Origin of the sequence: Psychrobacter sp. NPDC077938 (genome assembly GCF_044542635.1) — a bacterium.
Classification (GTDB): domain Bacteria; phylum Pseudomonadota; class Gammaproteobacteria; order Pseudomonadales; family Moraxellaceae; genus Psychrobacter.
In genome coordinates, this window is record NZ_JBITUW010000001.1 from 787,952 (window position 1) to 813,686 (window position 25,735).

23 protein-coding genes and 1 tRNA gene are annotated in these 25,735 nt (G+C 42.6%); 15 read left to right on the forward strand and 9 right to left on the reverse strand.

The window, feature by feature from the left end; all coding sequences use genetic code 11:
* Positions 1–27: 27 nt before the first annotated feature.
* The 4 genes from dprA (at position 28) to ACIGBM_RS03360 (ending at position 4,561) form a co-directional block, all read left to right on the forward strand.
* Positions 28–1,293, forward strand: a complete 1,266-nt coding sequence (gene dprA, locus ACIGBM_RS03345; protein ID WP_397476784.1) for a DNA-processing protein DprA — start codon at positions 28–30, stop codon at positions 1,291–1,293.
* A gap of 117 nt (positions 1,294–1,410) precedes the next feature.
* Positions 1,411–2,040, forward strand: a complete 630-nt coding sequence (locus tag ACIGBM_RS03350) for an L-threonylcarbamoyladenylate synthase (protein WP_397476738.1) — start codon at positions 1,411–1,413, stop codon at positions 2,038–2,040.
* Between the two features lie 290 nt (positions 2,041–2,330).
* Positions 2,331–3,341 carry a TIGR01777 family oxidoreductase gene (locus ACIGBM_RS03355; protein ID WP_397476739.1) on the forward strand — a complete coding sequence of 337 codons (1,011 nt, stop codon included), beginning with the start codon at positions 2,331–2,333 and terminating at the stop codon, positions 3,339–3,341.
* Positions 3,342–3,427: 86 nt separating this feature from the next.
* Positions 3,428–4,561 carry a metallophosphoesterase gene (locus tag ACIGBM_RS03360; protein ID WP_397476740.1) on the forward strand — a complete coding sequence of 378 codons (1,134 nt, stop codon included), beginning with the start codon at positions 3,428–3,430 and terminating at the stop codon, positions 4,559–4,561.
* A 48-nt stretch (positions 4,562–4,609) separates the two neighbouring features.
* Here the strand turns inward: ACIGBM_RS03360 and ACIGBM_RS03365 are convergent, their stop codons facing one another.
* Positions 4,610–6,019: an alpha/beta hydrolase gene (locus ACIGBM_RS03365; protein ID WP_397476741.1), complete on the reverse strand. Its 1,410-nt coding sequence runs from the start codon at positions 6,017–6,019 to the stop codon at positions 4,610–4,612.
* A 433-nt stretch (positions 6,020–6,452) separates the two neighbouring features.
* On the opposite strand from ACIGBM_RS03365, the gene grpE reads away from it, so the two are divergent.
* The gene (grpE, locus tag ACIGBM_RS03370) at positions 6,453–7,052 is read left to right on the forward strand and encodes a nucleotide exchange factor GrpE (RefSeq protein WP_057762215.1); all 600 of its coding nucleotides are present in this window, start codon (positions 6,453–6,455) and stop codon (positions 7,050–7,052) included.
* Between the two features lie 183 nt (positions 7,053–7,235).
* Positions 7,236–9,176, forward strand: coding sequence for a molecular chaperone DnaK (gene dnaK, locus ACIGBM_RS03375; RefSeq protein ID WP_191114432.1), 1,941 nt, complete (start codon positions 7,236–7,238; stop codon positions 9,174–9,176).
* A gap of 243 nt (positions 9,177–9,419) precedes the next feature.
* On the opposite strand, the gene ACIGBM_RS03380 is transcribed toward dnaK, so the two are convergent.
* Positions 9,420–10,229 carry a methyltransferase domain-containing protein gene (locus ACIGBM_RS03380; protein ID WP_397476742.1) on the reverse strand — a complete coding sequence of 270 codons (810 nt, stop codon included), beginning with the start codon at positions 10,227–10,229 and terminating at the stop codon, positions 9,420–9,422.
* Between the two features lie 71 nt (positions 10,230–10,300).
* Positions 10,301–11,533, reverse strand: coding sequence for an 8-amino-7-oxononanoate synthase (locus ACIGBM_RS03385; RefSeq protein ID WP_397476743.1), 1,233 nt, complete (start codon positions 11,531–11,533; stop codon positions 10,301–10,303).
* 304 nt (positions 11,534–11,837) lie between these two features.
* Between ACIGBM_RS03385 and ACIGBM_RS03390 the strand changes: the two genes are divergently transcribed.
* From ACIGBM_RS03390 to ACIGBM_RS03400, 3 genes are all read left to right on the forward strand, one after another.
* Positions 11,838–12,377 (forward strand): porin family protein, encoded by a 540-nt coding sequence (locus ACIGBM_RS03390; protein ID WP_201547565.1) that lies wholly within the window; start codon positions 11,838–11,840, stop codon positions 12,375–12,377.
* A gap of 215 nt (positions 12,378–12,592) precedes the next feature.
* Positions 12,593–13,087 carry an NfeD family protein gene (locus ACIGBM_RS03395; RefSeq protein WP_397476744.1) on the forward strand — a complete coding sequence of 165 codons (495 nt, stop codon included), beginning with the start codon at positions 12,593–12,595 and terminating at the stop codon, positions 13,085–13,087.
* 16 nt (positions 13,088–13,103) lie between these two features.
* The gene (locus ACIGBM_RS03400; protein ID WP_057762202.1) at positions 13,104–13,964 is read left to right on the forward strand and encodes an SPFH domain-containing protein; all 861 of its coding nucleotides are present in this window, start codon (positions 13,104–13,106) and stop codon (positions 13,962–13,964) included.
* Positions 13,965–14,040: 76 nt separating this feature from the next.
* On the opposite strand, the gene hemN is transcribed toward ACIGBM_RS03400, so the two are convergent.
* The gene (hemN, locus tag ACIGBM_RS03405; protein WP_397476785.1) at positions 14,041–15,531 is read right to left on the reverse strand and encodes an oxygen-independent coproporphyrinogen III oxidase; all 1,491 of its coding nucleotides are present in this window, start codon (positions 15,529–15,531) and stop codon (positions 14,041–14,043) included.
* Between the two features lie 431 nt (positions 15,532–15,962).
* Between hemN and ACIGBM_RS03410 the strand changes: the two genes are divergently transcribed.
* The gene (locus ACIGBM_RS03410; protein ID WP_397476745.1) at positions 15,963–17,543 is read left to right on the forward strand and encodes a YifB family Mg chelatase-like AAA ATPase; all 1,581 of its coding nucleotides are present in this window, start codon (positions 15,963–15,965) and stop codon (positions 17,541–17,543) included.
* 49 nt (positions 17,544–17,592) lie between these two features.
* On the opposite strand, the gene ACIGBM_RS03415 is transcribed toward ACIGBM_RS03410, so the two are convergent.
* Both ACIGBM_RS03415 and ACIGBM_RS03420 read right to left on the reverse strand, forming a co-directional pair.
* Positions 17,593–18,276: a phosphoglycolate phosphatase gene (locus tag ACIGBM_RS03415; RefSeq protein WP_397476746.1), complete on the reverse strand. Its 684-nt coding sequence runs from the start codon at positions 18,274–18,276 to the stop codon at positions 17,593–17,595.
* A 117-nt stretch (positions 18,277–18,393) separates the two neighbouring features.
* Complete coding sequence (locus tag ACIGBM_RS03420) at positions 18,394–18,894, reverse strand: DUF4385 domain-containing protein (RefSeq protein ID WP_397476747.1); 501 nt, start codon at positions 18,892–18,894, stop codon at positions 18,394–18,396.
* A gap of 248 nt (positions 18,895–19,142) precedes the next feature.
* Here ACIGBM_RS03420 and ACIGBM_RS03425 point away from each other — a divergent pair, with 248 nt between their 5' ends.
* The gene (locus tag ACIGBM_RS03425) at positions 19,143–19,418 is read left to right on the forward strand and encodes a hypothetical protein (RefSeq protein ID WP_397476748.1); all 276 of its coding nucleotides are present in this window, start codon (positions 19,143–19,145) and stop codon (positions 19,416–19,418) included.
* A 141-nt stretch (positions 19,419–19,559) separates the two neighbouring features.
* On the opposite strand, the gene ACIGBM_RS03430 is transcribed toward ACIGBM_RS03425, so the two are convergent.
* Positions 19,560–19,635, reverse strand: a tRNA-Phe gene (locus ACIGBM_RS03430).
* A gap of 123 nt (positions 19,636–19,758) precedes the next feature.
* Positions 19,759–20,181 carry a hypothetical protein gene (locus tag ACIGBM_RS03435; protein ID WP_397476749.1) on the reverse strand — a complete coding sequence of 141 codons (423 nt, stop codon included), beginning with the start codon at positions 20,179–20,181 and terminating at the stop codon, positions 19,759–19,761.
* 375 nt (positions 20,182–20,556) lie between these two features.
* On the opposite strand from ACIGBM_RS03435, the gene hisB reads away from it, so the two are divergent.
* The 3 genes from hisB (at position 20,557) to ACIGBM_RS03450 (ending at position 22,632) form a co-directional block, all read left to right on the forward strand.
* Complete coding sequence (gene hisB / locus ACIGBM_RS03440; protein WP_220455963.1) at positions 20,557–21,222, forward strand: imidazoleglycerol-phosphate dehydratase HisB; 666 nt, start codon at positions 20,557–20,559, stop codon at positions 21,220–21,222.
* A 201-nt stretch (positions 21,223–21,423) separates the two neighbouring features.
* Positions 21,424–22,059, forward strand: coding sequence for an imidazole glycerol phosphate synthase subunit HisH (gene hisH / locus ACIGBM_RS03445; protein WP_397476750.1), 636 nt, complete (start codon positions 21,424–21,426; stop codon positions 22,057–22,059).
* Between the two features lie 204 nt (positions 22,060–22,263).
* The gene (locus ACIGBM_RS03450) at positions 22,264–22,632 is read left to right on the forward strand and encodes a hypothetical protein (RefSeq protein WP_224738026.1); all 369 of its coding nucleotides are present in this window, start codon (positions 22,264–22,266) and stop codon (positions 22,630–22,632) included.
* Positions 22,633–22,684: 52 nt separating this feature from the next.
* On the opposite strand, the gene ACIGBM_RS03455 is transcribed toward ACIGBM_RS03450, so the two are convergent.
* Positions 22,685–24,007: a valine--pyruvate transaminase gene (locus tag ACIGBM_RS03455; protein ID WP_397476751.1), complete on the reverse strand. Its 1,323-nt coding sequence runs from the start codon at positions 24,005–24,007 to the stop codon at positions 22,685–22,687.
* A gap of 484 nt (positions 24,008–24,491) precedes the next feature.
* Between ACIGBM_RS03455 and ACIGBM_RS03460 the strand changes: the two genes are divergently transcribed.
* Positions 24,492–25,637, forward strand: a complete 1,146-nt coding sequence (locus tag ACIGBM_RS03460; RefSeq protein WP_397476752.1) for a DUF3800 domain-containing protein — start codon at positions 24,492–24,494, stop codon at positions 25,635–25,637.
* The last annotated feature ends 98 nt before the right edge of the window (positions 25,638–25,735 follow it).

The window sequence follows — 25,735 nt, forward strand, 5'->3', positions numbered from 1 at the left end:
AAGCTTGCCTATACGAGACAGATGACAATGACGGCAGTCACCTCTTCTTTATCCGACGATCAGCGCGCTATCTTAGCGCTGTGGTACGAGGTGAATGCGTCGTTATCTGCTTATCACAAACTGATCACTTCTTTCGGTTATCCGCAGCTTGCTTGGCAAGCCAAAGTAGAGGCATGGAAGCAGCTCGGTATTCACCATACCCATCTCAAACGTCATGAACAGCCAGAGCAAACACTCGCCAATATCGATAAGATTCAGCTAGCATTGATAGATGGGCGCTATGGCTTGCTATTCGCTGATGACGCCGATTATCCTGCCCAACTTTCACAAATCTACGACCCACCGCCTTTATTGTTTTATCGTGGGAATAGCGCGCGCCTACATCAAGCACAAATCGCTATAGTAGGTAGCCGAAAACCCACCGCGCATGCGCAAAAAATCACGTTTGATATGGCGCAGTATTTAGCGCAAGCAGGGTATATCGTTACTAGCGGTCTAGCTATGGGTGTAGATAAACGCGCACATTTAGGTGCATTAGCACAGGCAGACCCTGACTATCATGGACGGACGGTTGGTGTAATGGGTACGGGGATCGATGTGAACTATCCCAATCATCGAGATCAGTTATTTATTCAAATTGTTGAGCAAGGTGGCTGCATTATTAGTGAGCTACTACCACACACTCAGCCGCATAAACATACTTTTCCGCGTCGCAATCGTTTGGTAGCTGGGCTGAGTCTCGCGACCATCGTAACGGAAGCGACAATCAAAAGCGGCTCGCTTATCACAGCACGTCTCACGTCTGAACAAGGTAAACAGGTCTTTGCCATTCCCAGTCATATTGACAATAGCAATGCAGAAGGTTGCCATCATTTAATACGTGAAGGTGCGACCTTGGTTTATCATCCTCAGCAAGTACTAGAAGACGTCAACGGTCAGCTTGACTATGATAAAGGCGCTTATAGAACAGCGAACGCTACTACTTTCAATAGTAATCACTCTAATAGCAATCACTCTAATATCACTCAGACTTCCGATGCGTTTGAGATAGAGAAAAAATCAATCAAATCTACTAGCCAGCAACCATCCTCTGAGATAAAGCCTGCGCGCAGCACAGTCGTTGTGCCTGAGAATTTAGCTGCAATTTATGAGCAGCTTGACTGGCATGGGCAAGATTTAGATGCGCTTATTAGTGCAACCAAGCTTGCACCGCCGCAGTTGATTGGTCAGCTAATGGAGCTTGAGTTAATGGGTCTCATCAGCGAACAAGGTGGACGATATTTACGCGTTTAAAGTATCGTAAATATTCCTTATTAGACACTGCCATAGATAGCCCTTAGTTATAGTCTCTCCTAGACAATATCCCTCTTGTGGTATTATTAGAATTTACTTCTACGAACCATTTAAGTCATGAGCCAACCTACACCTCTTATTACTGATTCCGCTATCCAAGCTGCTAAGTGGCTAAAAGAAGGGCAACTGCTCGCGTATCCTACAGAAAGCGTTTGGGGTATTGGTTGCGACCCTTATGACCAAGCAGCTGTTCAGCGTATTTTGGATATCAAACAACGTCCACAAGCCAAAGGCATGATAGTTGTTACTGATAGTGTGTCTCGCTTAGCACCTTTGCTAGCCTCTTTAGATGATGTTCAGCGTCAAAAGGTTATTGATAGTTGGCAGACAGACGATAGTATAGATGAACAGCAAAATCGCCAAGCACATACTTGGTTATTACCGATTCCTCAGTCGCTTGCGAGTACTGTGCCCACTTGGATTACCGGCCAGCATCAGACTATTGCTGTTCGAGTTATCTCGCATCCTACAGTTCGCCAGCTTTGCCAACAGATGGTCAGTGAAGAGAACCCATTTGGTCTATTGGTTTCTACAAGCTGCAACCCGTCAGGTCAAATACCTGCTAGCACTTTTGAGGCCGCCTATGCTTATTTTGATGAGCAAATTGGTTACTTGCAGGGCGATACATTGGGTTATACCTTACCTAGCCAAATTCGTGACGCAACGACAGGTTTCGTCGTTCGATAGCGTTGTCTATTAAAACTCTTGAACTTCCCAGATGCGATTGCTTGCAATGCAAAGTGATAGGTGTCGCTGTGCTTTATTTACGTGAGCGTTTATAGATTAATTATTTGCTAGCTTGCCTATTTTTCTACCCTCCTTTACCAAAAGCATGTAAAAGTCGTTTTGATAAAAACCACAAAAAAGCAGACGATGGTTATAACAGTCTAGTTTTTATTGAACGATAAGTACTTCAACAATAAGTAACTCAACGATAAGTCATAGTGGTGATATTTGAGGCATATAGGGAGTAGGGTATGAAGGTTTTGATCAGCGGTGGTTCAGGGTTTTTGGGAAGTGCGTTTAGTCGAGAGCTACTAGCACGGTCTTGCGCGCAAAATAAAGACGTGGCGATTACTTGGCTAACTCGTAATAGCAGTCAATCACATCCCGATGATATCAATATGATGACTTATGATGAGCTTGCAACGTCTGATATGAGCTTTGATGTCATACTGAATTTAGCAGGCGCTGGGATTGCTGATTCTCGTTGGAGCGATGAGCGAAAAGAAGAGTTGATGGCGAGCCGTATCAAACCTACTCAGTCGATATTGGATTTTATCGCACGTGCTAGCACAAAACCCAAGTTACTGGTAAGCGGATCAGCAATCGGTTGGTATGGTACGCAAGGCGACAAGCCATTGACTGAAAATAGCGATTATGAGACAGACTTTGCCAATACATTATGTGATGAATGGGAGCAATTAGCGCTTAAAGCAACCAATCATGATGTTCCTGTAGCTATTGTCAGAACAGGTGTAGTCATTCATCCTGAGGGCGGAATGGTGGCAAAATTGTTGCTACCATTCAAATTTGGTGTCGGTGGTCAGTTGGGTGATGGACAACAAATCATGAGCTGGATCAGCCGCGAAGATTGGGTCAATGCGGTCATCTTTATTATTGAGCAGCAGCTTAAACTTACTAAGGAATCAGACGTTAATCACATCGAAAGCTTAGCCCAAGATAATACACCTATTAGTGACAGCACTATCAAGTCTGCAAACAGTATCGCAAATGATACACATACAGTCGTGTATAACCTTACTGCTCCGAATCCTGTGACCAATCATACTTTTACCAAAGCACTTGGTTCGTGGCTACATCGCCCAACATTTTTCACTTTACCAGAGTTTTTGCTTAAGCTGATGTTTGGCGAAATGTCCACGTTACTTATTGATGGTCAAAAGGTGCTGCCACAAGCGCTATTGGATGCAGGTTATTCATTTAAACACTCGACACTGCAGCAAGCATTAGAAAACCAAAAATAGTTATATGGGTGTTGTTTCATGTGAAACATTACAAACCATCTTCTGATAATCAATTATTGAACCGTATTTATGTCTAAGGGCAGTCCATGCGTTACGCATTTTTCCTCACCATCTTTTTGCTATTACAGCTATTTAGTCTGGGTACAGTATTAAGTATACAGTGGTGGCTCCAGCCTTGGATAACGCCAACATTACAGACAATGATATGGGCGAGTGTATTTATTATTACTAATGGCCTATTAGCATTGAGCGTAAAAAGGGCATTCGCTAACAGTTATCGTTGGATTAGTGGGTGGATGCTAGTCATGCATTTTATGATATTGACGGCGTTGGCAGTGAGTCTACTCTACGGAGGGTATCTGCTAGTAATTTCTTTATCAGGCAGTACGTTGCACCAATCGAATGAAATGGCTATAGGGCTAAGAGTACTAGCGCTATTCCTATTTATCGGACTATTTATTTATTCATTATATAGTGCCTATGCGCCTGTCATACGCGAGCTGTCTATTCATATAGATAAGCCTTTAGCCAAGCCACTGCGTATTGCAGTCGCTAGTGACTTGCATATAGGGCGACTATTTGGTGTAAAAGCCATAGATAGATTGCAACAACTTATGATTCGCTCTGATGCAGATGTGCTGCTGATGCCAGGGGATATTATGGATGATAATACAGATGCCTTTAATGAATATCATATGGAGCAAAACTTAGCAGAATTATGCAGTAGTCTGCCACGTGGTGTCTATGCGACATTGGGTAATCATGATTTATATGGTCATGAGCGACCTATTAGCGAAGCATTGCAAAATGCAGGTATACAACTGTTGAACGATGATGTGCTCTGTATCGAGCATGAGGGTCAACCAGTATGGTTAGTTGGACGTTTTGATAATCATAAACGTCAACGTGTAGCAACTACCGATCTGCTGACGCAAGTAGATACATCGCAGCCAGTGATATTGTTAGACCATAGACCGAGTGATATAGATAATCACAGTCAATTACCTATAGATTTACAAGTCTCGGGACATACTCACAACGGTCAAGTATTCCCCGCTAATTTCATCGTAAATGCTATTAATCGAGTAGGTTATGGCTATGAGCAGATTGGTAAAGGACACTTCGTCGTGTCCTCTGGCTATGGTTTTTGGGGCATTCCGTTTCGATTGGGATCGCGCTCAGAGATTTGGTTGATTACGCTATCTGGCAATACAAATTAATTAGTTATAGAAATCAATAATTGGCTGGCTAACTAAATAACTAACGGTCTATGCAGCTAACTGGGATTGTGTACTGATGATCTCACGTACAAAGCTGCTAAAACCATGAATGATATTGTTTGTCTCTTGTCCAAGACCTTGGTGAACACTCATAAAATGAATAAAGCCATGCGGTGCACCAAGCACAGTATAGCTCTCTACAGCAACGCCGTAACCTTTTAGCTGCTTTGCATAAGCAAATGCCTCGTCACGCAATACATCGAGCTCAGAAGCTACAATATAAGTCGGGCAAACTTTACTATTATCACCTAGCATAGGTGAGTTCAGTATGTGTAAACGAGGCAGCGGACTATTCTCTAGGCAAGCAGCATCAAATACTGCTACATCAGCATGATCTAATAGTAGACCCTCACCATATAGCTCCCAACTAGGATAATCTGTCTCAATATCAGTGACTGGATACAAAGGCATCTGCGCTAGAGGTTCGGGTAGTTTTTCTAATAGATTAAACATTTTCTGTCCATCTAACCCTAGGTCTGCCCATGCGCTTTTGCTTGGTGCGGTCAGCTGCTGCGCAATCAAAGTTGATAAACCACCACCTGCGCTATCACCAGCTAAGACAATACGAGAGGGTAATGCACCCAATGTGTGACAGTGCTCAACCAACCAAGCATACGCAGTGATACAGTCTTTTAATGCTGCGGGAGCAGGACATTCAGGTGCTAAGCGATAATCGACACTAACCACAGACCAGCCAGTCTGCTCACAGACCGCATGACAGAACTCATGATGTGTATCGACATCACCAATACAGAACCCGCCACCATGAAAAAACAGCATGACTGTTTCATCAGGATTATGAATACGTTTTCTTCTAAAACCAGATTTTTTGCCGCCTGCTTTATAGCAACGGACAGTCATGTCGCCATCATCCGCATTGGAAATCGTTTCATCTTTCCAACTAACAGGTGAATCACTTTTTTTAGTGAAGGGCTTTATATTGCTTAGCATAGTCGTATTGGCTTGTTGCCATACTCTAGGTGATTGCATGGCTACCGCATCAGCAGTAAATCTCTCACGCAACTCCGGCATTGGAGTTAGTTCTAACGGTGTTTTGAGGTAGCTATTTACTGCAAAGATGAGACGCAGGTGAGCGTTTGCATGCAAATATTGTTTTGAGTTAGGGCCTTTAAGATAACCAATCGCCCCTTCTAAAATAGGGTCTGGTAAGTAGCCGAGACTTTTCATTGCATAGTGCAAAGTATGCGGCTGGTAGTTTGCCACAGGATTATAAGCGAGTATTTTCTCTTTAACGCTTTGACGTTTTCCTAATAAGTCAGATTCTACATCTTGGTTCGATGACTCTTTTGACGTTGGATGTTCTTTGGACGCTAAGTGCAATGTCATCAATGCTTTATTGAGCAAAGTATTGATAGATAAATTTTTTGAATTAGACATAACAGCTCTCATAAATGATTTTTAGCGTGCATTTGAGTGTGGGCGATAATATTTATAGCAATGATAAAATAGCTAGCAGAGTAATAGGGTATCGTTTGGTAATAGCTTGATTAATAAGCGTAAAGCAATGGGAATAAATAGCGGCTTTTTGTTCTTTTTGTGAGTAAATATTGAGATTTATTAACATGGAACAAAAACGTTAGATGCATCTCTCTAATCAGACTTCACTAATATTTGTCATAAATGGTAAAAATTCCTTTGCTCTAGGCTTGAAATTTGTCCTCATCACCTTTATCAAGCAGCTATTGAAGCGTATTAAAAAAACAATGAGTCAGAAACATCGAGCATTTAATAATGGCATAGTAAGACCAGTAATTATTCGGTCTACTGTGCCGTCTCTTAATCTTCATTATTGAAATTCCAAGGAGCTATCATGAGCGAGCAAAACCCGAACCACGAAAATCTTGACCAAAATGTGGCACATGAGAATATTGATCACAATGACAGTATCTTAGAAGAAACCATGAAAGAGTTTGATCCACAGAATAATTCAGGTGAAGAAACGACTATCGAAAACGAAATCAACCTTGATACTTTCAAAGCGCGTATTGCTGAGCTAGAAGGCGAAGTAAAACAAGCCAAAGAAGGTACTGCACGTGCTAATGCTGAAGCGTACAATGCGCAAAAACGCATGGAGCAAGAAGCGGATAAAAGCAAAAAGTTTGCACTACAGAAATTTGCTAAAGAATTGTTAGACATCGTTGACAACTTAGAGCGCGCTATCGAAAATGCCGATGCCAATGATCCAGTCGCTGAGGGTGTGCAATTAACGCACAAAGCATTGGTTGCGGTATTGACCAAAAACGGCGTAGAAGTGGTCGATCCACAAGGCGAAAAATTCAACGCTGACTTCCATGAAGCAGTGGGTATTGACCCAGAAGCAGCGGCAGATACAGTGGGTACGGTCTTACAAAAAGGCTATAGCCTAAACGGTCGTCTATTGCGTCCAGCTATGGTTCGTGTTGGTCAGTAATATTTTTAGGGCTAAACCCTACTAATATGAAGGTTTTTCACAAAAAATGACATGAAACACAGTTTTTGCGTGATTATCACCTTGAAAAATACGACGGGTAAACCGATATATAGCAACAAGTGACCGACTACGGTCTGGATAAATAAGTATTTATAGTTAAAAACAAATTAGGAGCAATTGATTATGGGTAAAGTAATTGGTATTGATCTAGGTACTACTAACTCGTGTGTAGCAGTAATGGAAGGTGACAAAGTTAAAGTCATCGAAAATGCTGAAGGTACTCGTACCACACCATCGATCGTCGCTTATAAAGATGACGAAACGCTTGTTGGTCAGTCAGCTAAGCGTCAAGCAGTAACTAATCCAAGTAACACTTTGTTTGCGATTAAGCGTTTGATCGGTCGTCGTTTTGATGACAAAGTCGTGCAAAAAGATATCGGCATGGTTCCTTACAAAATCGCTAAAGCAGACAACGGCGATGCATGGGTAGAAATCAACGGTAAAAAGCTTGCGCCACCACAGGTTTCTGCTGAAATCTTGAAAAAAATGAAAAAAACAGCAGAAGATTATCTTGGTGAGAGCGTGACTGAAGCAGTTGTAACTGTACCTGCTTACTTCAATGACTCACAGCGTCAAGCAACTAAAGATGCGGGTAAAATCGCTGGTCTAGATGTAAAACGTATCATTAATGAGCCAACTGCTGCGGCACTTGCTTATGGTATGGACAAGAAGCAAGGCGATAGCACTGTTGCTGTATATGACTTGGGCGGTGGTACTTTCGATATCTCAATCATCGAAATTGCAGACGTAGACGGCGAGCAACAGTTCGAAGTACTAGCGACCAACGGCGATACTTTTCTAGGTGGTGAAGACTTTGACTCAGCATTGATTGATTTCTTAGTTGCTGAATTCAAAAAAGAGCAAGACGTTAACCTAAAAGGTGACTCTCTTGCGATGCAGCGTCTAAAAGAAGCGGCAGAAAAAGCGAAGATTGAGCTATCAAGTGCACAAAGTACTGAAGTGAACTTGCCATATATCACTGCTGATAGTAGTGGTCCTAAGCATTTGGTTGTTACTATCAGCCGCTCTAAACTAGAGAGCCTAACTGAAGAATTAGTACAACGTACAATGGGTCCTTGTAAGACTGCACTTGAAGATGCTGGCCTAAAAATTGGCGACATCAACGATGTAATCTTGGTCGGTGGTCAGACTCGTATGCCACTAGTACAGCAAAAAGTACAAGATTTCTTCGGTCAAGAGCCACGTAAAGACGTGAACCCTGATGAAGCAGTTGCAGCTGGTGCAGCGATTCAAGGTGCCGTATTGTCTGGTGACAAAACTGATGTATTGCTACTTGATGTGACGCCATTGACTCTAGGTATCGAAACGATGGGCGGTGTTATGACACCAGTTATCGAGAAAAACACCATGATTCCTACTAAGAAATCACAGGTATTCTCAACGGCTGAAGACAACCAGCCAGCTGTAACGATTCAGGTATATCAAGGTGAGCGTAAAATCGCTAACCAAAACAAAATGCTTGGTCGTTTTGACTTGACGGATATTCCACCAGCACCACGTGGCCTACCGCAAATCGAAGTGTCTTTTGACATCAATGCTGACGGCATCATGAACATCTCTGCAACCGATAAAGGTACTGGTAAAGCACAAAGTATCCAAATCAAAGCGGATTCTGGTTTGTCGGACGAAGAAGTCGAACAAATGGTTCGCGATGCAGAAGCCAATGCTGCTGAAGATGAGAAGTTCGCTAACCTAGCGCAAGTTCGTAACGAAGCAGATGGTCGTATTCATGCTGTACAAAAAGCGCTAAAAGAAGCAGAAGATAAAGTCACTGATGAAGAAAAATCAACAGTAGAATCTGCTATCACTGAGCTTGAAGCAGCAGCGAAAGAAGATGACCATGACGAAATCAAAGCTAAGCTTGAAGCATTAGACAATGCATTCTTGCCAATCAGCCAAAAAATCTACGCTGATAGCGGCGCTGGCGCAGAAGGTATGGATCCAAGCCAGTTCCAACAAGGTGCTGACGATGCTAGTAGCAACAAAGCTGATGACGACGTCGTTGATGCTGAGTTCACTGAAGTAGACGAAGACAAAAAATAATACCAAATCCAAAAACGCGATTAGCTGCGTCAAACTCGCTTAGTCTACTCAATGTAGTACTTACGCTCGTTTTCCTTGCTACTCAAGTTTTTGAAAATGGTATAGTCGATACAAATCGATAACTAGTTAAATTAAAAAACGCATCCTTTGGGGTGCGTTTTTTTATGGCTGCTATTTCTAACTGTTGTTATGCCTATTAGTTACCGTTCCTACTAGCCACTATTTTTACTATCAGTTAATAAATTAAGGTTTAAACGCGCTCACTATGAGCACTTCATAGGTTAAATTAACCATGAGCTGTCCTGTTTCGTCCACTTCTGAAAAATGTTGCCAATAGTCTGACTCAAATTGCTGTAAACGCGACTTTGTCCATACAAAGGTTTGAGTATCTTCTGATTTAACTTGCGTTTGATTGGTCGATACGCCGGTGAGTTTCATATGTTTTAAGATAGCGTAGGGGGTTGGAAATGGTAAATCAAAGCGCTGAGTTGAGAGTTTGATATTCTTAAAGCCAGCACTATCTAATGCCAATTGCCATTCATCAATATCTGGGTAGTGAAGTCCTTGACTCGTGAGAGTCTTAATTTGCAAAAAGTTATTTGGTGTAAAAGTACTAAAGAGCAGCTGACCTCCTGATTTTAACCGCTGCGCTGATTGCGTGACGAAACTCAACGGGTTATCAAACCATTGCACGGCATTGGCACTAACTATCAAACTATGATTCTCTGCTAAATCTATGGTTTCAGCATCACCAATCATTATGTCAGCAGCAGGCAGTGTTGATTGCAATGTAGCCGTCTGCTCATTACATAACTCATTAATAACCCAGTGTTCGCTCTGTACTTGCTCAGCAAGTAGGCGCGTCATTTGACCTGTGCCTGCACCCACTTCTAGCACACTACTTTGCTTGGTATGATCAATACTGTCTAATAAATACTGACAAACGATCTGCTGAATACTGGCATGCTGGTCATAGTCGCTTGCATTGGCAAAGTGGCGAGCGATGGTTTGTTTTCTAACACTGAGATCATCAGCTGTGTCGAATGTTGTCATAGGCTTTATTATGTCCAAGTGCGCCAGTTGTCTATCAATATTAGGAGTAAACTCTGTGTCAAACGATAAAGTTACAACTGCTTTATCAATCGCTCGCAGTCTTCGTTAGTCAGTTTGGCATTCATAACTAAACGAATGCGAGCAGTATTTGCAGGCACAGTAGGCGGCCTGATAGGCAGCGCGTAAAATCCAGCGGCTTGCAACTGTTGCGCTTTGGCAAGGGTACTCGCATTATCGCCTAATATATAAGGAACAATAGGAGACTGATAATCTATATCTTTTACAGTTGGCGATACACGGTGCTGTGGGTCAATGGCTTGACTAAGCGTAGTAGATAACTGTGCTAGATGCACACGTTGGTCAGTTAAGGTCGGCATTTTTGCTAAAATAAATCGTGTCCATGCATGGTTTATCGGAGGGAGTGCGGTACTAAAAATCAGCGGACGCATGGCATTAATTAGCCATTGTTTGACGACTTCATCACACATTATATAAGCACCCATTGAAGCAAATGCTTTACCAAAGGTACCCACCAAGTAGTCAATATCCGCCAAGGTATGCGTTTCTTCCGCCAATCCTAGACCTGTATCGCCAAGCACTCCAACAGCATGTGCTTCATCGACATACAGCTCAATACGAGCATCTTTGGATTTTAATTGTACTAGTTCAGGCAAGTCAGCACGGTCACCATCCATACTAAATATACTCTCGGTGACAATAATGATGCGTTCAACCGTCTCGTCTGCTTGTTCAATAAACTTAGCCAAATGCTCGTAATCGTTGTGACGGTAACGACGATAGGTGACAAGTTTGCTTTGGCTCAAGCGCATCCCATCGATAATGCTGGCATGTACTAGCTTATCAGCCAAAATGAGTGTCTTGACTGGTAAAGCTGTCAATGCTGGCAAGATACCTAGGTTGGCGTGATAGCCACTGTTCAACACCAGCACCGACTTTGAATCGGTTAAACTCTGTTTCTTTATGGCACTGTGATACCAGTTTTGCAGTTCTTCTTCTAGAGCTTCTAACTGTATATCGTTGCCTGTCAGTAGGCGTGAGGAAGTGGCACTCATTTTAGGAGTGTGCGTAGTAGATAGCTGTCCCACCTGAGCAAGAAACTCAGCTTGCATCTCGGTATCGCCGCCTAAGCCAAGATAGTCGTTACTCGCAATATTGAGTAAAGCCTTACCTTTGCTAATAACGTATCGGCCATCGTGCTGCAGGTTTGGTAATTGACGGTACTGCTGCTTTGCTTTTAAGTCTGCAAGTGAGCTTTGCAAACGTTCAGTGATTGGATTTTGCATTTTCTCTCTCTAATTATTGTTATATCAGTCATAGTTAGCTGATTTGTATAGCAAGAAAACTGTGAAATGAGTACGGATTATTGCATAAACTGGGTGGATGTAACAAAAGGTTTCATATCTAGGCCTTTGTAACCCACACACTGATAAACGCTTTCAATTCTTAACTCTCATACCATTAAACACTGACAGAGTGTCTGAAATAGTTTGTTACTATGTATTCATCGTTAGCAGACAAGGCGATAGGGCCACAAGGCCAATATAAATAAATAACTTGTTTGTCCAAATTTCTTTCAAGGAGCTAATAATGAAAACTCTACAAAAAACAATACTTGCACTAGCAACTGGTTCTTTACTTTCTGTAGGTGCACAAGCTGCTGTTAACTATGGCAACGGCTACACAGGTCAGCCATATGTTGCTGCTAAAGTTGGTCAGTTCGATCTAGATGTTGATGGCGCTGATGACCCAACTGCATACGGTGTAACTGCTGGTTATAACTTTGATCCTAACTTCGGTATCGAAGCAGAATACGTAGGTTCAGATGATGCTGACTATAGAGGCGGCGACATTGATGCTAAGACATACGGCGCTTATGGTACTTATCGTTATGCATTCCCAAATAGTGGCTTATACGCAAAAGGTAAGCTAGGTGTTGCAAAAACTGAAGTAGAAGCTAACAACACTAACTTTGCTGGCGCTTCTGATTTCTCAGACGACGATACTAACATCGCTGGTGGTGTAGGTCTTGGTTACGCAGTAAACTCTGACTTCAGTGTCGAAGCTGAATATGACATGCTAGGTAGCGACGCTGATCTTATGACTGTTGGCGCACAGCTAAAATTCTAATTACTTAGAAAATAAGCTTTTAGCTAAACAGCTATAATAAAGAAACGATCACTTTAAGTGGTCGTTTTTTTTTGCTTAAAATTTATGATGAGGCTTTTAGGGTAATAATTTATAAGTAGCTCACCGATAATATATCATTACTGTTAAAGCGTTGTTATCCTTAAAAATGTGCTACATTAAAAACTGGAATGATAAAGATAGGAATGGTGGCAAGGATGGAGTTACTTTGGATGATTGAACCTTGGCATTGGTTAGTATTAGGCTTCTTATTATTAATCGTTGAGATGTTTGTACCGACGTTTGCCAGTCTGTGGTTTGGTGCCGCTGCCATCATCGTTGCAGCGCTATCATGGCTGCTACCTATTTCTGTCTCTGTTCAGATTATCGTCTGGTTAGTGCTCTCTGCTGTGTTTTTGCTGGCTTGGTTCAAGTTTATTAAACCGTTGTCAGTAGATCGTACCAAAGCTGGGCTGGGCGGTAGTGTCATAGTTGGTGAAGTGGGGATGATTATCGTGTCACCGCAGCTAGATAAAGCTGGCACAGTTAGGTTTAGTGTTCCTATCGTTGGTGCGGCTGAATGGATGTGCCGTACGAGAGGGGAGCAAGTGGCAATCGGCGATAGAGTGGTAGTGACGGATATCGTTGGCAACGAGCTGATTGTGAGCAGTACAAAAGCGCAGGCAGCGATGCATAAAAGTATGCAGGTATAATAATAAGGGATGAGTTATGGAAAGCTTTAGTATTGTCATGGTGGTATTGATTGCACTGGTGGTATTCACCGTGTTTAAAGGCGTACGTATTGTACCGCAAGGTTATAAATGGGTGGTGCAGAGACTGGGTAAGTATAGCCAAACGCTAGAGCCTGGACTCAACCTCATCATCCCTTATGTAGATGATGTGGCTTATAAAGTAACGACCAAGGACATCGTACTCGATATCCCGTCACAAGAAGTCATTACTCGTGACAACGTCGTTATTATTGCAAACGCTGTTGCTTATATTAATATCGTGCGTCCTGATAAGGCCGTCTACGGTATTGAAGACTATGAGTACGGTATCCGTAATCTGGTGCAAACATCGCTACGCTCGATTATTGGTGAGATGGATCTTGACAGCGCATTGTCTAGTCGCGACGAGATTAAAACCAAGCTAAAACATGCAATTTCAGAAGACATCGCAGATTGGGGTATTACCCTTAAGACAGTAGAGATTCAAGATATCAACCCTTCGCAGACCATGCAAGCATCTATGGAAGAGCAAGCAGCGGCAGAGCGTTTACGCCGTGCGACCGTGACCCGTGCTGACGGTCAAAAGCAAGCTGCTATCTTAGAAGCGGATGGTCGCTTGGAAGCTTCACGCCGTGATGCTGAAGCGCAAGTGGTACTAGCCAGAGGTTCTGAAGAGTCGATTCGTTTGATTACTAGTGCGATGGGTGAGGAAGAGATGCCGATCGTATACTTGCTGGGTGAGCAGTATATCAAAGCGATACGAGAGTTGGCTGAATCTGACAACTCTAAAATGGTGGTACTACCAGCAGATATCTTAAGTACCGTAAAAGGTATGGTCGGTGATAAGTTAAAAGTGTAAAAGCTATAGCACTATTAAAAAAGGACCTCGTTTGAGGTCTTTTTTATGTTTAATAATTGACGAATGACTCGCTAACTTAGATAACTTTCGAAAAGCGGTTTTGATGTTTCTTTTCTAAGTATTCATCAAATACCATGGCGACATTACGGCCAAGCAAGCGACCTCTGGGTAATACGCGAATACCTGCTGCATCCATATCAATCAATCTATCGTCTTGCATAGCGCCCAACTGCTGTATCTCGTTAATAAAATAGGTAATGGCATCGATACCAAACTTTTGATTCACATCTTTAAAATCGAGGTAATCATGACACAGTAGGTTCATGATGACGTATTCACGCAAGCGGTCTTTGATAGAGGTTTTTATGTACTTTACCGCAGGCATGACAGTTGGATTGATTTTCGCCATATCAATCTTGGCTTGATAGCTCTGTAGATTAGTATCGTTTTGCAAAATATAGCGCGTATTGGCATTAGAAATCTGACTGATTGATGAGACACCAAAACCTAATAAGTCACAATCACCCATGATGGTGTAACCCTGAAAATTACGATGTAATTTACCTTCACGCTGGGCGATAGCCAATACGTCATCAGGTTTGGCAAAATGATCGATACCGATATATTGATAGCCAGCTTCGGTCAATGTATTGACAGTACTACCGAGCATCGTTAGTTTGGCAGCTGGGCTAGGCAAGTCTTCATCTTTTATCTGACGTTGGGCTTTAAATCGCTCAGGCAAATGCGCATAGTTAAAGACTGACAGGCGATCTGGCGACATCTCGATGATACGATCTACGGTTTTGTCCAAAGTATCAGGCGTTTGATGCGGCAAACCATAAATCAAATCAATATTGATAGAGCGAAAACCAAGCTCACGTGCTTCTGTTAGCACGCTTTCAATAAGCTCTGCTGAATGCACACGATTAACGGCGATTTGTACCGTTTCATCTAAATCTTGCACACCTAAGCTGATACGATTGAAACCGAGATTACGTAATATCTTTAGAGTGTTTTCACTCAGCTCACGAGGATCAATTTCGATAGAGTAGTCACCTTCACCTTCACCTTCAGCTTCTGGCAAAAACTCAAACTGAGTTTGTAAAAACTCCCACAACTGCACCATCTCTTCGTCACGCAAAAACGTTGGTGTACCACCGCCCAAATGTAGCTGTTTGACTAAGGGTTTGTCGCTGCCTTCTGGCGCAGATAACAAACGGCGCTTATGAGTAATTTCAGCGATTAAATACTGCAAGTAATCACCAGAATCACTATTTTTTTTGGTAATAATCTTATTACAAGCACAGTAGTAGCAAAGGTGGCGACAAAACGGAATATGAAAATATAGCGATAAGGGAGCACGCTCTTCACGTTTCTGCAGGATTTTCGTCTCAAGACCGATATTCTCGAAGCTATCCGGTATTGGAGTAAATTCTAAAGCTGTCGGATAAGAGGTATAACGTGGCCCTGAGCGATTGTACTTATTGATAATTGCCTCATCAAATGCTGGTAGCTGCTTGCTAGTAATGCTGCCGCGTGTACTGGCATAAGGATTGTCAGGTTGCATAACAGGGCGCACAGTCGTGGGCGGCTCGTCCGCACGGTTGTAGGGCTGTTGAGTGTTCTGTTCTGAATAGTCTGTCATGCGTTATTCCTCGTTTTTACTCTAGATACTGCTGGTTTCTGGATTAAAAATGATTTCGGATGTGGTATTTATTTTTCAATTTTATGACTGATTGATAATAAATTTTGAATACGTCATCGGCAGCAGTATGTATCGCTAAATGTATAGTAGATAGTATAACAAATCCTTGTTAGCAGTGAGGTGGTTGGTGAGTATTCTTAAATATTAAAATAGAGCTATCATTTACACATAAAAAACCCCAGAACGACGCTGAGGTAGTGGTGATTCTCTCTACACCAGCAATAAAACACGACATTTGCGCGTTGATAAATAATACTTTATTATCAATGACACTCTGTATTAGGAAGATGCTGATGTCGTTTGCCCAAGTCTATACCCGTTCGGTGGTTGGTCTGCATGCTCCCAAGGTCATCATTGAGGTGCATCTATCGCAAGGACTACCTGCATTGACCATTGTTGGCCTACCTGAGGCCGCCGTGCGTGAGAGTAAAGACAGGGTACGCTCCGCCATTCTCAATTCAGGTTTCCAGTTTCCTAATCGCCGCCTCACGATTAATTTAGCCCCTGCTGATCTACCTAAAGATGGCGCGCGTTTAGACTTACCAATTGCTATCGGTATACTGGCAGCAAGCGGACAGCTTGAGCCAGAGGTGCTATCAGGATTTGAGTTTATTGGCGAATTAGCGCTCAATGGCCAGTTGCGACAAGTAACTGGTAGTTTGGCAGTCGCACGAGCAATCAAAGCTGAAAAATTGGCAATAGCATTGTCGCAGTTAGCAGCGAGTGACCAAGAGCAAAATAACTCGGATACCTCGCCGCCGATAACACCGCAACTGATCGTACCGATTGATAATGGTCGTGAGGCCAGCCGCGTTGATGGCGTAACGATACTAGCTGCTCAGAGTCTAAAAGCGGTTTGCGATCATTTGCAGTCACTCGCTAACCCAGGTGCAAGTTATGCAAGTTTGTCAGTGGTACAGCCTAGTCCTGCACAGCAGCATGTTGGCTATCAAGTGGATTTAGCTGATGTCAAGGGACAGCACCATGCTCGGCGCGCGTTAGAGATTGCCGCTGCGGGTGGTCATTCATTGTTATTTACAGGCCCACCGGGTTCTGGCAAGACGCTCATGGCATCACGACTGCCAACGATATTGCCAGACTTGAGTGATGAGGACGCACTAGAGGTTGCCAGTACCTATTCGGTGGCAGACAGCGACTACGACTATGGGACGCGGCCGTTCAGACAAGTACATCATACGATATCAGCAGTAGCATTAGTCGGTGGCGGTTCACGGCCAAAACCGGGCGAGATTACGCTAGCTAATAAAGGCGTTTTATTCCTAGATGAGTTACCAGAGTTTGATCGGAGTGTGCTAGAGGTATTACGTCAGCCGCTAGAAGCCAAACAAATCACTATTAGTCGCGCTAACTCTCAAATGACTTTTCCGGCGAATTTTCAACTGGTCGCTGCGATGAATCCTTGCCCATGTGGCTATGATGGCGATACATCAGGACGTTGTCGCTGTCGACCTGAGCAGATCAAACGCTATCAAGACAAACTATCTGGACCTCTCTTAGATCGTATTGATTTGCATATCACTGTACCTGCATTACCGATTGCTGATCTGCAAAATAGTCAGGTAGGTGAAACCTCTAAGCAAGTACGAGCTCGCGTAGTGGTCGCGCATCAGCATCAAATGCAGCGCCAGCAAAAGGTGAATAATGAGCTTAGCCCTAGCGAAATCGATGAATACATCCAGCTAGGCGACAATGAAAAGCAGTTACTGCAACTTGCTCAGCAGCGTCTAAATTTATCAGCGCGTGGCTACCACCGAGTATTACGAGTCGCACGTACAATCGCTGATTTGGCTAACAGTACCGATATTAACAGCGCCCACGTATCTGAGGCGCTGAGCTATCGCAGCAAAGCATAACCTCTGTTTGAGCAAGTTACATCATGATAATTGATAGATTCAATATACACTAGGCTTTATCTTTCATAATCCAAGCAACTAAGTCAGCAAAGTAATCAAATGCCTCAGTCGGATTTAATTCGCGAATATCTTGCCCATAGTTGTAGCCATAAGACAGGCCGAGCGTGTCCATATTGGCGTTCTGTCCAGCCAACATGTCGTTTCTAGAGTCCCCAATCATTACTGCCTGCTCGACACTAAATTTGAGAGTCTCACAGACGTGTAGTAGGGGCGTTGGGTCTGGCTTTTTGACAGGTAAACTGTCACCGCCCATCACTTCACTAAATAAGTCTTGCCAGCCAAACGACTGTAATATCTTCGGTACAAATCGAATGGGCTTGTTGGTAACTAAAGCAAGCGTATAGCCAGCTGCGTGCAACTTTTTGAGTCCGTCATCGACATCTGGGTAGGCAACGGTTTTGCTACCACTAAGATTCTTATAAGCCTCAAAAAATATTTGCTCTGCGTGATCGGCTTCCTCGACCGTTAGCTCACCTTCTGCTACTTCTACCTTGCCAACCAAAGCGCGTTCTACGAGCAATCGTGAACCATTTCCTATCCAGTTACGTATCGTCTCGATAGGGTAGGTGACTTTACCCAATGTGGTTAGCATGGCGTTGGTTGCATCGGCCAAATCGGGCACGCTATCAATAAGTGTTCCATCAAAATCAAAAATTAAAAGCTGCTTATTCATTATTCCTCACTATTAAAAATCGTTATATTTATTATATTGGCCATACCTTAGTATAGTAGTGTTTTGAGACCAGTCAATTTAGTTACCTGTTGTGCTTAATGTCTTGAGTATTAGCATCTATTCAACATCTTTATAGCGTTCACGATGCTCTTTCTTCATTCTTAAATAGTCTTCGTTCTCACGGCACTCGTCCCACTTAACTTTAAAGATTCGTGCAGATTCTGCTTTAACTGGGTCTTCCTCTTGTCGTGGCAATTCTTCGCGGCCATGAGCACCGCTTTGACCTTTTTTATCATCAGGTACTGCGCCTTTATATTTTTTGCCACCTTTATGATTGGCATAGCGACGAGCACGGGTATAGCCCATTTGGATAAACTTGCGCGCCATATCTGCGCCGACGAAGTCGTTGTCAGCCAAGTAATCTAAAAACATCTGATAGATAGCTTCACTGCTCTCGCGGGCGATGTCGGGAGTCGCAAAACGCCAATGGGGTAAAATCTCAGACTTATAAGGCTCTACCAGTAATACGCCTTGCTCACCGCGACCGACACGGTACAACTCAGGCTGAGCGCGCAAATCCAAACTCTTATAATCCAAGTCGTAATCAAACTCTCTCATAGCTATGACCTATTATTTTTATCTACTCGTATATGGTTATTGAGTATACTTAGCCAAGCTGTTTAGAAAAAAGCACAAAAATGTTATGCAACCGTGACAGTAGGTATTTAGCATCAAGAGCGTTAAGTAGAAATGGTTATGATAAATACAATGCTGCGAGAGTTGTTATGTTGAGAAATAAGATATGTGTAAATGAGCTGAGCCGTTTGCGATTGTCCAAAAATATATCAGTGGCATGGCTATTGCTAATGACAAGCGTACTAGCTAATACGACTGCCCACAGCGCGTGGTTTGAACGTTTGATTCCGCAAGGGGAGACGTATACGGTACGCGAGATAGATCGCGATTTGGCATTTGTGATAGATGGCTTTATCTATGATGCGCGTACGTCTTGTTTTTTGGCAGTGGGTGATCGAGTGATATTTTTTGAAGGGCGTCACGGTATTGATTACCGCGCAACTATATACGACTTGGATTCGCGTGAGCGCTGTAATTTACTCTTACGTGGTCGGTTGTACGAATAGTGGTCGGCTCTACGAATAAAAGCAACGCATGAATAAAAGCGACGCATAAATAGAATGAACGCTAAAGAATACGATAAATTTTAAACATAAAAAAAGCCCCGAACATCGCTGTTCAGGGCTTTTTAGAATTCTATTAACGAATGGTGGCTCGAGGCAGGATCGAACTGCCGACACACGGATTTTCAATCCGTTGCTCTACCTACTGAGCTATCGAGCCGTCTTCGTTGAGGTCGCTATTAAACTAAATATACGCGCTTCTGTCAAGCTGTTTTTGCATTATATCTGATAAAAGACGATAAATAATCAGATATTAGTAAAATTAACCGTTTTAGCGCTTAGTTTAGTCCTTCACACGCAATAGTTCGTACTCGCTCATGATACGGTGAATATCAGCGTCAGCAGGGACAAATTCACGTACGCCTTTTTTAACTTCGCAATCATAGACCAGTTTAATAAACTTGGCATCGATAGCACGTTTACGATTCTCCGGATGCACAGTGAGATATTGCAGGCGCTTAGCATTGGTCTGCCCGTCATCAAAGCAGGCGACCGCAGCGATAGGCTTATCATTGAACATCCCGACATAGAGATACTGTCCACGTTTAAACCCTTGCTCAACGATATTCAATACCTCAAGACCGTCAGGCTGTGCATCATCACTATCGTACAACGCCTGCAAGCGCTCTGCTAGCTCGTTGTCGCGAGCAGGTTTTTTGATAAGTGGCGCATCCAAACTATTAATGGCGATCGCTTCTAAAGGCATAGCAGTTCCTATAAATAGAGGGTTTCTATAGTATAAATTAGCAATATGAGACAGCACGATGTCATAGCGTGTAGTGCCGTAAGTAAGGGTCTTCAAAGTCAGCGCGAGTCATGATTGATAATACTGAACACACTATTTTAGCAGAATGACATGATTTTGTGCGTGGTTTACCGCTTGGTCGTGGCAGTAAATGTTAGGGTTTGCTATGATGAGGCTATATAATATTTAGTATGTATAAACCCTAATATGTTGATATCTTTTGTATATATCATTTTTTGCTAAGGTCTGACCCAGACACTAGTAAAATATTTTAGGCAGGTTTTTGCCTTATTTATTGACCGTTTTTCACTGATAAAAAACTGATAGAGAGTAGCCATGACAGCCAATGCAACGACGACTGCTGCCACACCTGAGCAAACTGAGTCAAAAAACGTAAACCTATATGGTCGCCCTGAACGTATCGCGACCGTTGAGCGTATCACTGCCGAAACGCAAATCACTTGTACCGTTAATCTTGATGGTACGGGTAAAGGTACGGTAGACACTGGTGTGCCATTTTTGGATCATATGATTGATCAAATCAAGCGTCACGGTTTGTTTGACTTAGACATCAAATGTACCGGTGATACGTTTATTGATGACCATCATAGCGTCGAAGATACTGGTATTACCCTTGGCCAAGCCTTTAACAAAGCATTGGGTGACAAAAAAGGCATCCGTCGTTATGGGCACTTTTATGCGCCGCTAGATGAGTCATTGACCCGTGCTGTCGTCGATCTGTCAGGACGTCCTGGTCTACACATGGATATCCCATTTACACGCTCGCACGTCGGCCGTTTCGATGTTGATTTGTTCAGTGAGTTTTTCTACGGCTTCGTCAATCACTCGTGGATGACCGTGCATTTAGACAATCTCAAAGGAAAAAACAGCCATCACCAAATCGAATCGACCTTTAAGGCTTTTGCTCGCGCCCTGCGCATGGCTTGTGAATATGATGAGCGCGCGTTAAATACATTGCCATCGACCAAAGAGGCTTTCTAAGGCGCATTTAAGGCTCTTCTACAAGATTACTCAAAAGGGCCAGTCAAGCTTGGCGTACTAGCTGTACAGCCTGCGCTTGACTTCCTTGTAGCAAAACCTTATCTACACCCGCGATAATAGAAAAGGCAATAGCCAACAATATAAATGGTCAATAATATAAATAGTACAGTAGTCAAAATATTTAAAAATGAGAACCAATCGATGACTAAAGTAGCACTATTAGATTATGGTATGGGCAACCTGCACTCTGCTAGCAAGGCCCTATCGGTAGTCGGGGCAGAAGTCTCTATCACCAATGATCCAAAAGTCGTGGCGGCGGCTGATAAAATCGTTTTCCCTGGTGTGGGTGCGATGCGTGATTGTATCGCTGGCATGCACGAGGCAGGCATTGATGAAGTGATACGGCATGCAGTATTTAATAAGCCCGTTATGGCCATCTGTGTGGGCATGCAGGCGTTGTTTGAGCAGTCAGCTGAAAATGGTGGCACGGACTGTTTGGGCATCTTAAACGGCACTGTAGAAGCGTTTGACCCTACGTGGAAAGACAAGCAGGGCGCAACGATAAAAGTACCGCATATGGGCTGGAATACCATCAGCGGTATGGATTTTGACCATCCGCTTTGGCGCGGTATCGAAGACAACGCGCATTTTTACTTTGTGCATAGTTACTACTGTGATCCTGCTAATAGCTCACAAGTGGCGGCGGTATGTGACTATGGTCAACCGTTCTGCGCCAGTGTGATCCAAGACAATCTATTTGCCACCCAGTTCCATCCAGAAAAGAGCCATACTGCTGGCTTGCAACTGCTCAAGAACTTTGTAGAGTGGAATGTGTAAGTAGTTGATAAACGTGAAGTGAATATTTAATTTAGTAGAAGGTAGATTATCAATTGTATAATCTGCCTTTTTTATGCTCAGCCATCACTTTGTAGCTGCCATTCTTTAGCTATTATAGTTTAGCCATTATGGTTTAGTGATACGCTCAGTTATTTTCTACTCGCTTATATTTGGAATATTTCAGTGGATTTTACTGCCTTTAAAATGAATGTTGTGGAAACAACTGGCCTTGCCAAAGATGCCTTACATATCTATGTCGGTGTCGGTGTTTATCTGCTGTGTCTGGTTGCGCTGCGTCCTATTATCAAAAGCCAAGGTATTCGGTCATTTATTGCATTGATCGTCGTGACTTGCATTGCGCTGTTGGGTGAGTATCTGGACAATCGAGATACGATTGAATCGCTTGGCTTGGCAGGCTTGAGCCGTGATCAAATACTCGCAAGTATTCGTGATTTGATTAATACCTGTATGCTGCCGTATGTGCTCTTTGCACTGAATAAGTGGACGACTATATTTCGACCAACCAATAAATCGACTTCATTGACCAAACGCCATAAAAAAACGGACTATTAATTAGTCCGTTTTTTCGTTTTGCTATTTGAATTTATGATTTTAGCAGCTCATCTTATTTTTCGGCTTCATCATAAAGCTCACGTACGACTTCACCGATGGCTTTGATACCATCAGTTAGCGTCTGCTCATCGGCGGCGATACTCATGCGGATACACTCGTGCGCATGCTGATAATCGCTAACATCGACACCAGGGAAGAAGTACTCACTTGGTACAATAAGCGTGCCTTTTTCTTTTAGGCGCTCGTATAGATCCAGCGTGCTAATCGGCAAGTCTTTAAACCATAACCATAAGAATATCGCGCCTTCAGGTTTATGAATGACCAACGGATAGTTGCCCAAGGCTTCTTTTAACAGCTTAACGGCAAGGGTGGCCTGCTTTTGATAAAACGGCTTGATGTCGTTATCAGATAACTGCTTGATACGGTCGTTTTCTACCAATGGCGTGGCAATCGCTGCACCAAAGCGTGTCGGTGCTAGATTGACCACGGCATTCATCGCGCTAACCGCTTCGATTACTTTGGCGTCGGCCACGATAATACCAGTACGCATACCGGGCAAACCAATCTTCGACAGGCTAAAGCATAGAATCGTATTGTTATCCCAATTCAGGTGCGCGTCAGAGTAGATGATATTGGGGAAGGGCATACCGTAGGCGTTATCGATAATCAGCGGTATGTCATAGCGTTTAGCGATCTCAGCCAAATGTGCCATTTCGTCATCGGTCAGCACGTTACCAGTTGGGTTGGTCGGGCGTGAGCAGCAAATCGCGCCGATACTACCTTCTTTTAGGGCTGGCAAGTTTTCTAACGCGTCAAAATCCACACGATATTTAAAGAAGCCTTCCTCACCATCATGCGTTACTTCATCGATATGCGGTAATACCGCGGTGAAATGCTGACCTTCCACATGCACATCGCTATAGCCAATATATTCAGGGGTCAATGGCAGTAGAATGGATTTGTCTACAGACTGGTTCTGTTCATCAGCGAAAGCGCCGCCAAATAGGTTAAACAGATAGAAAAACGCATTCTGTGAGCCATTGGTCAAGGCGATGTTTTCTGAAGTGAGGTTCCAATCATAATGACGGTTAAAGAAGCCAACCAACGCATCAATAAAGGCGGCATCCCCTTGCGGATTAGAGTAGTTCGCCATGCTGATAATCGCGCTACTATTGGCCTCACCCGTATCGTTATCTGTGCCTAGTGCCTTATACGTCTCCAAAAACAGCTCATTGACGGCATCAATTTTGGCAGGGTTACCACCGCCCAGCATGTTGACTGGCTGATCGCTTTTTAGCGCATCGCCCAAATCGTCCATCAATTGTGAGATGCCAGTGGGCTGGGTAAATTTTTGACCGAACTTTGAGAATTTCATAAGGCTACCATGCTGTTTGGGAGGGTGTTATAAGTTGGTATTGAACCGATAAAGTTGGGCTAGTATAGCAAATGAGGGCCATAAAATAAGCAAAGTGCGGGGTGGATATTGACTTATATGTCTATACAGCTTATGAAGTAAAAAAACGCCTTCTAGGTGAGTAGAAGGCGCTTAGGTTTGACGTTTTAGTGGTTGAGAATTTTGTAGCTAGTACTGCTTTGCGTTTGTAGTTGGCAGGCTGTGGCGCATAGCACCTAAACACAGTAGCGTTCCAACGTTCGAGCGACCACTTCTGTGCCAGGTGCTGTAAGCCCCAGAGTCTACCAAACTATCGCTTCAATCAGGGCTAAAAAGCCTTCTTATGCAAGGTTCATTACAATAATAAAAGTATTAAACCGAGTCCGAGTTTTGTTTATATAGATAGTTTGTATTGCTATTAATTTAATCTATACTTTCTACAATAATAAATATGAGTAAATATATAATGTCTAACAATAAAAAATTAGCAACTCTTTATTTTGATGAATCGGGATTTACAGGTAATGACTTACTTAGTCCTAATCAAACGGTATTCAGCTACGCATCTGTAGAAAGTAGCCAAGAGGAGTCTGAAAATTTCGTTAAATATCTTTTAAATAAATACCATGTACAAAATGGTGAAATCAAGAGTTCAAAATTACTTAGAGGTAATAAAGGTAAAAGATTGATTGATGAGGTGTTAGAGCATTATGAGGGACGGTTTAAAGTAATGATATGTCATAAAAAATTTGCCTTATCAGCCAAATTTTTTGAATACATTTTTGAGCCAGCTTTATCAAGATCGAACTCTTTATTCTATGGTGTCAATTTTCATATGTTTATTAGCAATATGCTATATTTGGAATTATTTCTAAAGCACCAAAATGCTGAAGATATCTTTTCAGATTTCGCACAGCTTATGAGAGAAGGTAAGCTTGAAGAGTTAAAGGTGTTATTTAAAGGGTCTAATGAAGATGAACCTACATTCTTAAAGCTAATCACAGAATTTGCAATATTAAATAAGGAAGCTGTAATCTCAGAGTTATCTACCTTAGAAGGAACAATGACAGGAAAGTGGATATTAGACTTAACAAATACTTCACTTTTCAGTCTACTAGGTGAATGGGGAGAAGAGTATGAAGAGTTAGTAGCATACTGCGATAAGTCTAAGCCATTAGATGATGATCAAGATATATTCAACGCAATGGTAGGAAGGAAAGACAAAGTTTATATGAACTACGAAGACTTTAAGGCACCAATCACTTTTAACTTAAAAGAACCTTTAAATCTGGTAGATTCTAAAGAGTACTATGGTATTCAAATAGCTGATGCTATAGCAGGTGCATTTGCTTATGCTTTTGATGACAATAAGCATGAGGATAAGTATAAATTGAAATGGAAAAAAATGGGTGAAACACATCTTTCAAAAACTAATTTGTTCCCTGATATTTCATACTTAAACATGGCTATTCCGGAAGTCCAGTTAAACACAATACTACTAAGAGAGCTTCTTAATAGGAGTCAAAAAGGTACAAGTCTTACAGAGAATATGGGATCCTATATAAATTTCATCAAAATGCAACTAGAGTTAGAACCTATTGAGTTGAAATAGAGATAGCGTAACTTAAAAACTATTCTTAACAAAAGAATAAATATTTATTTCAGCACTAACATATAATGAAAAATGAAGAGTAGTCACCGCATAGACTG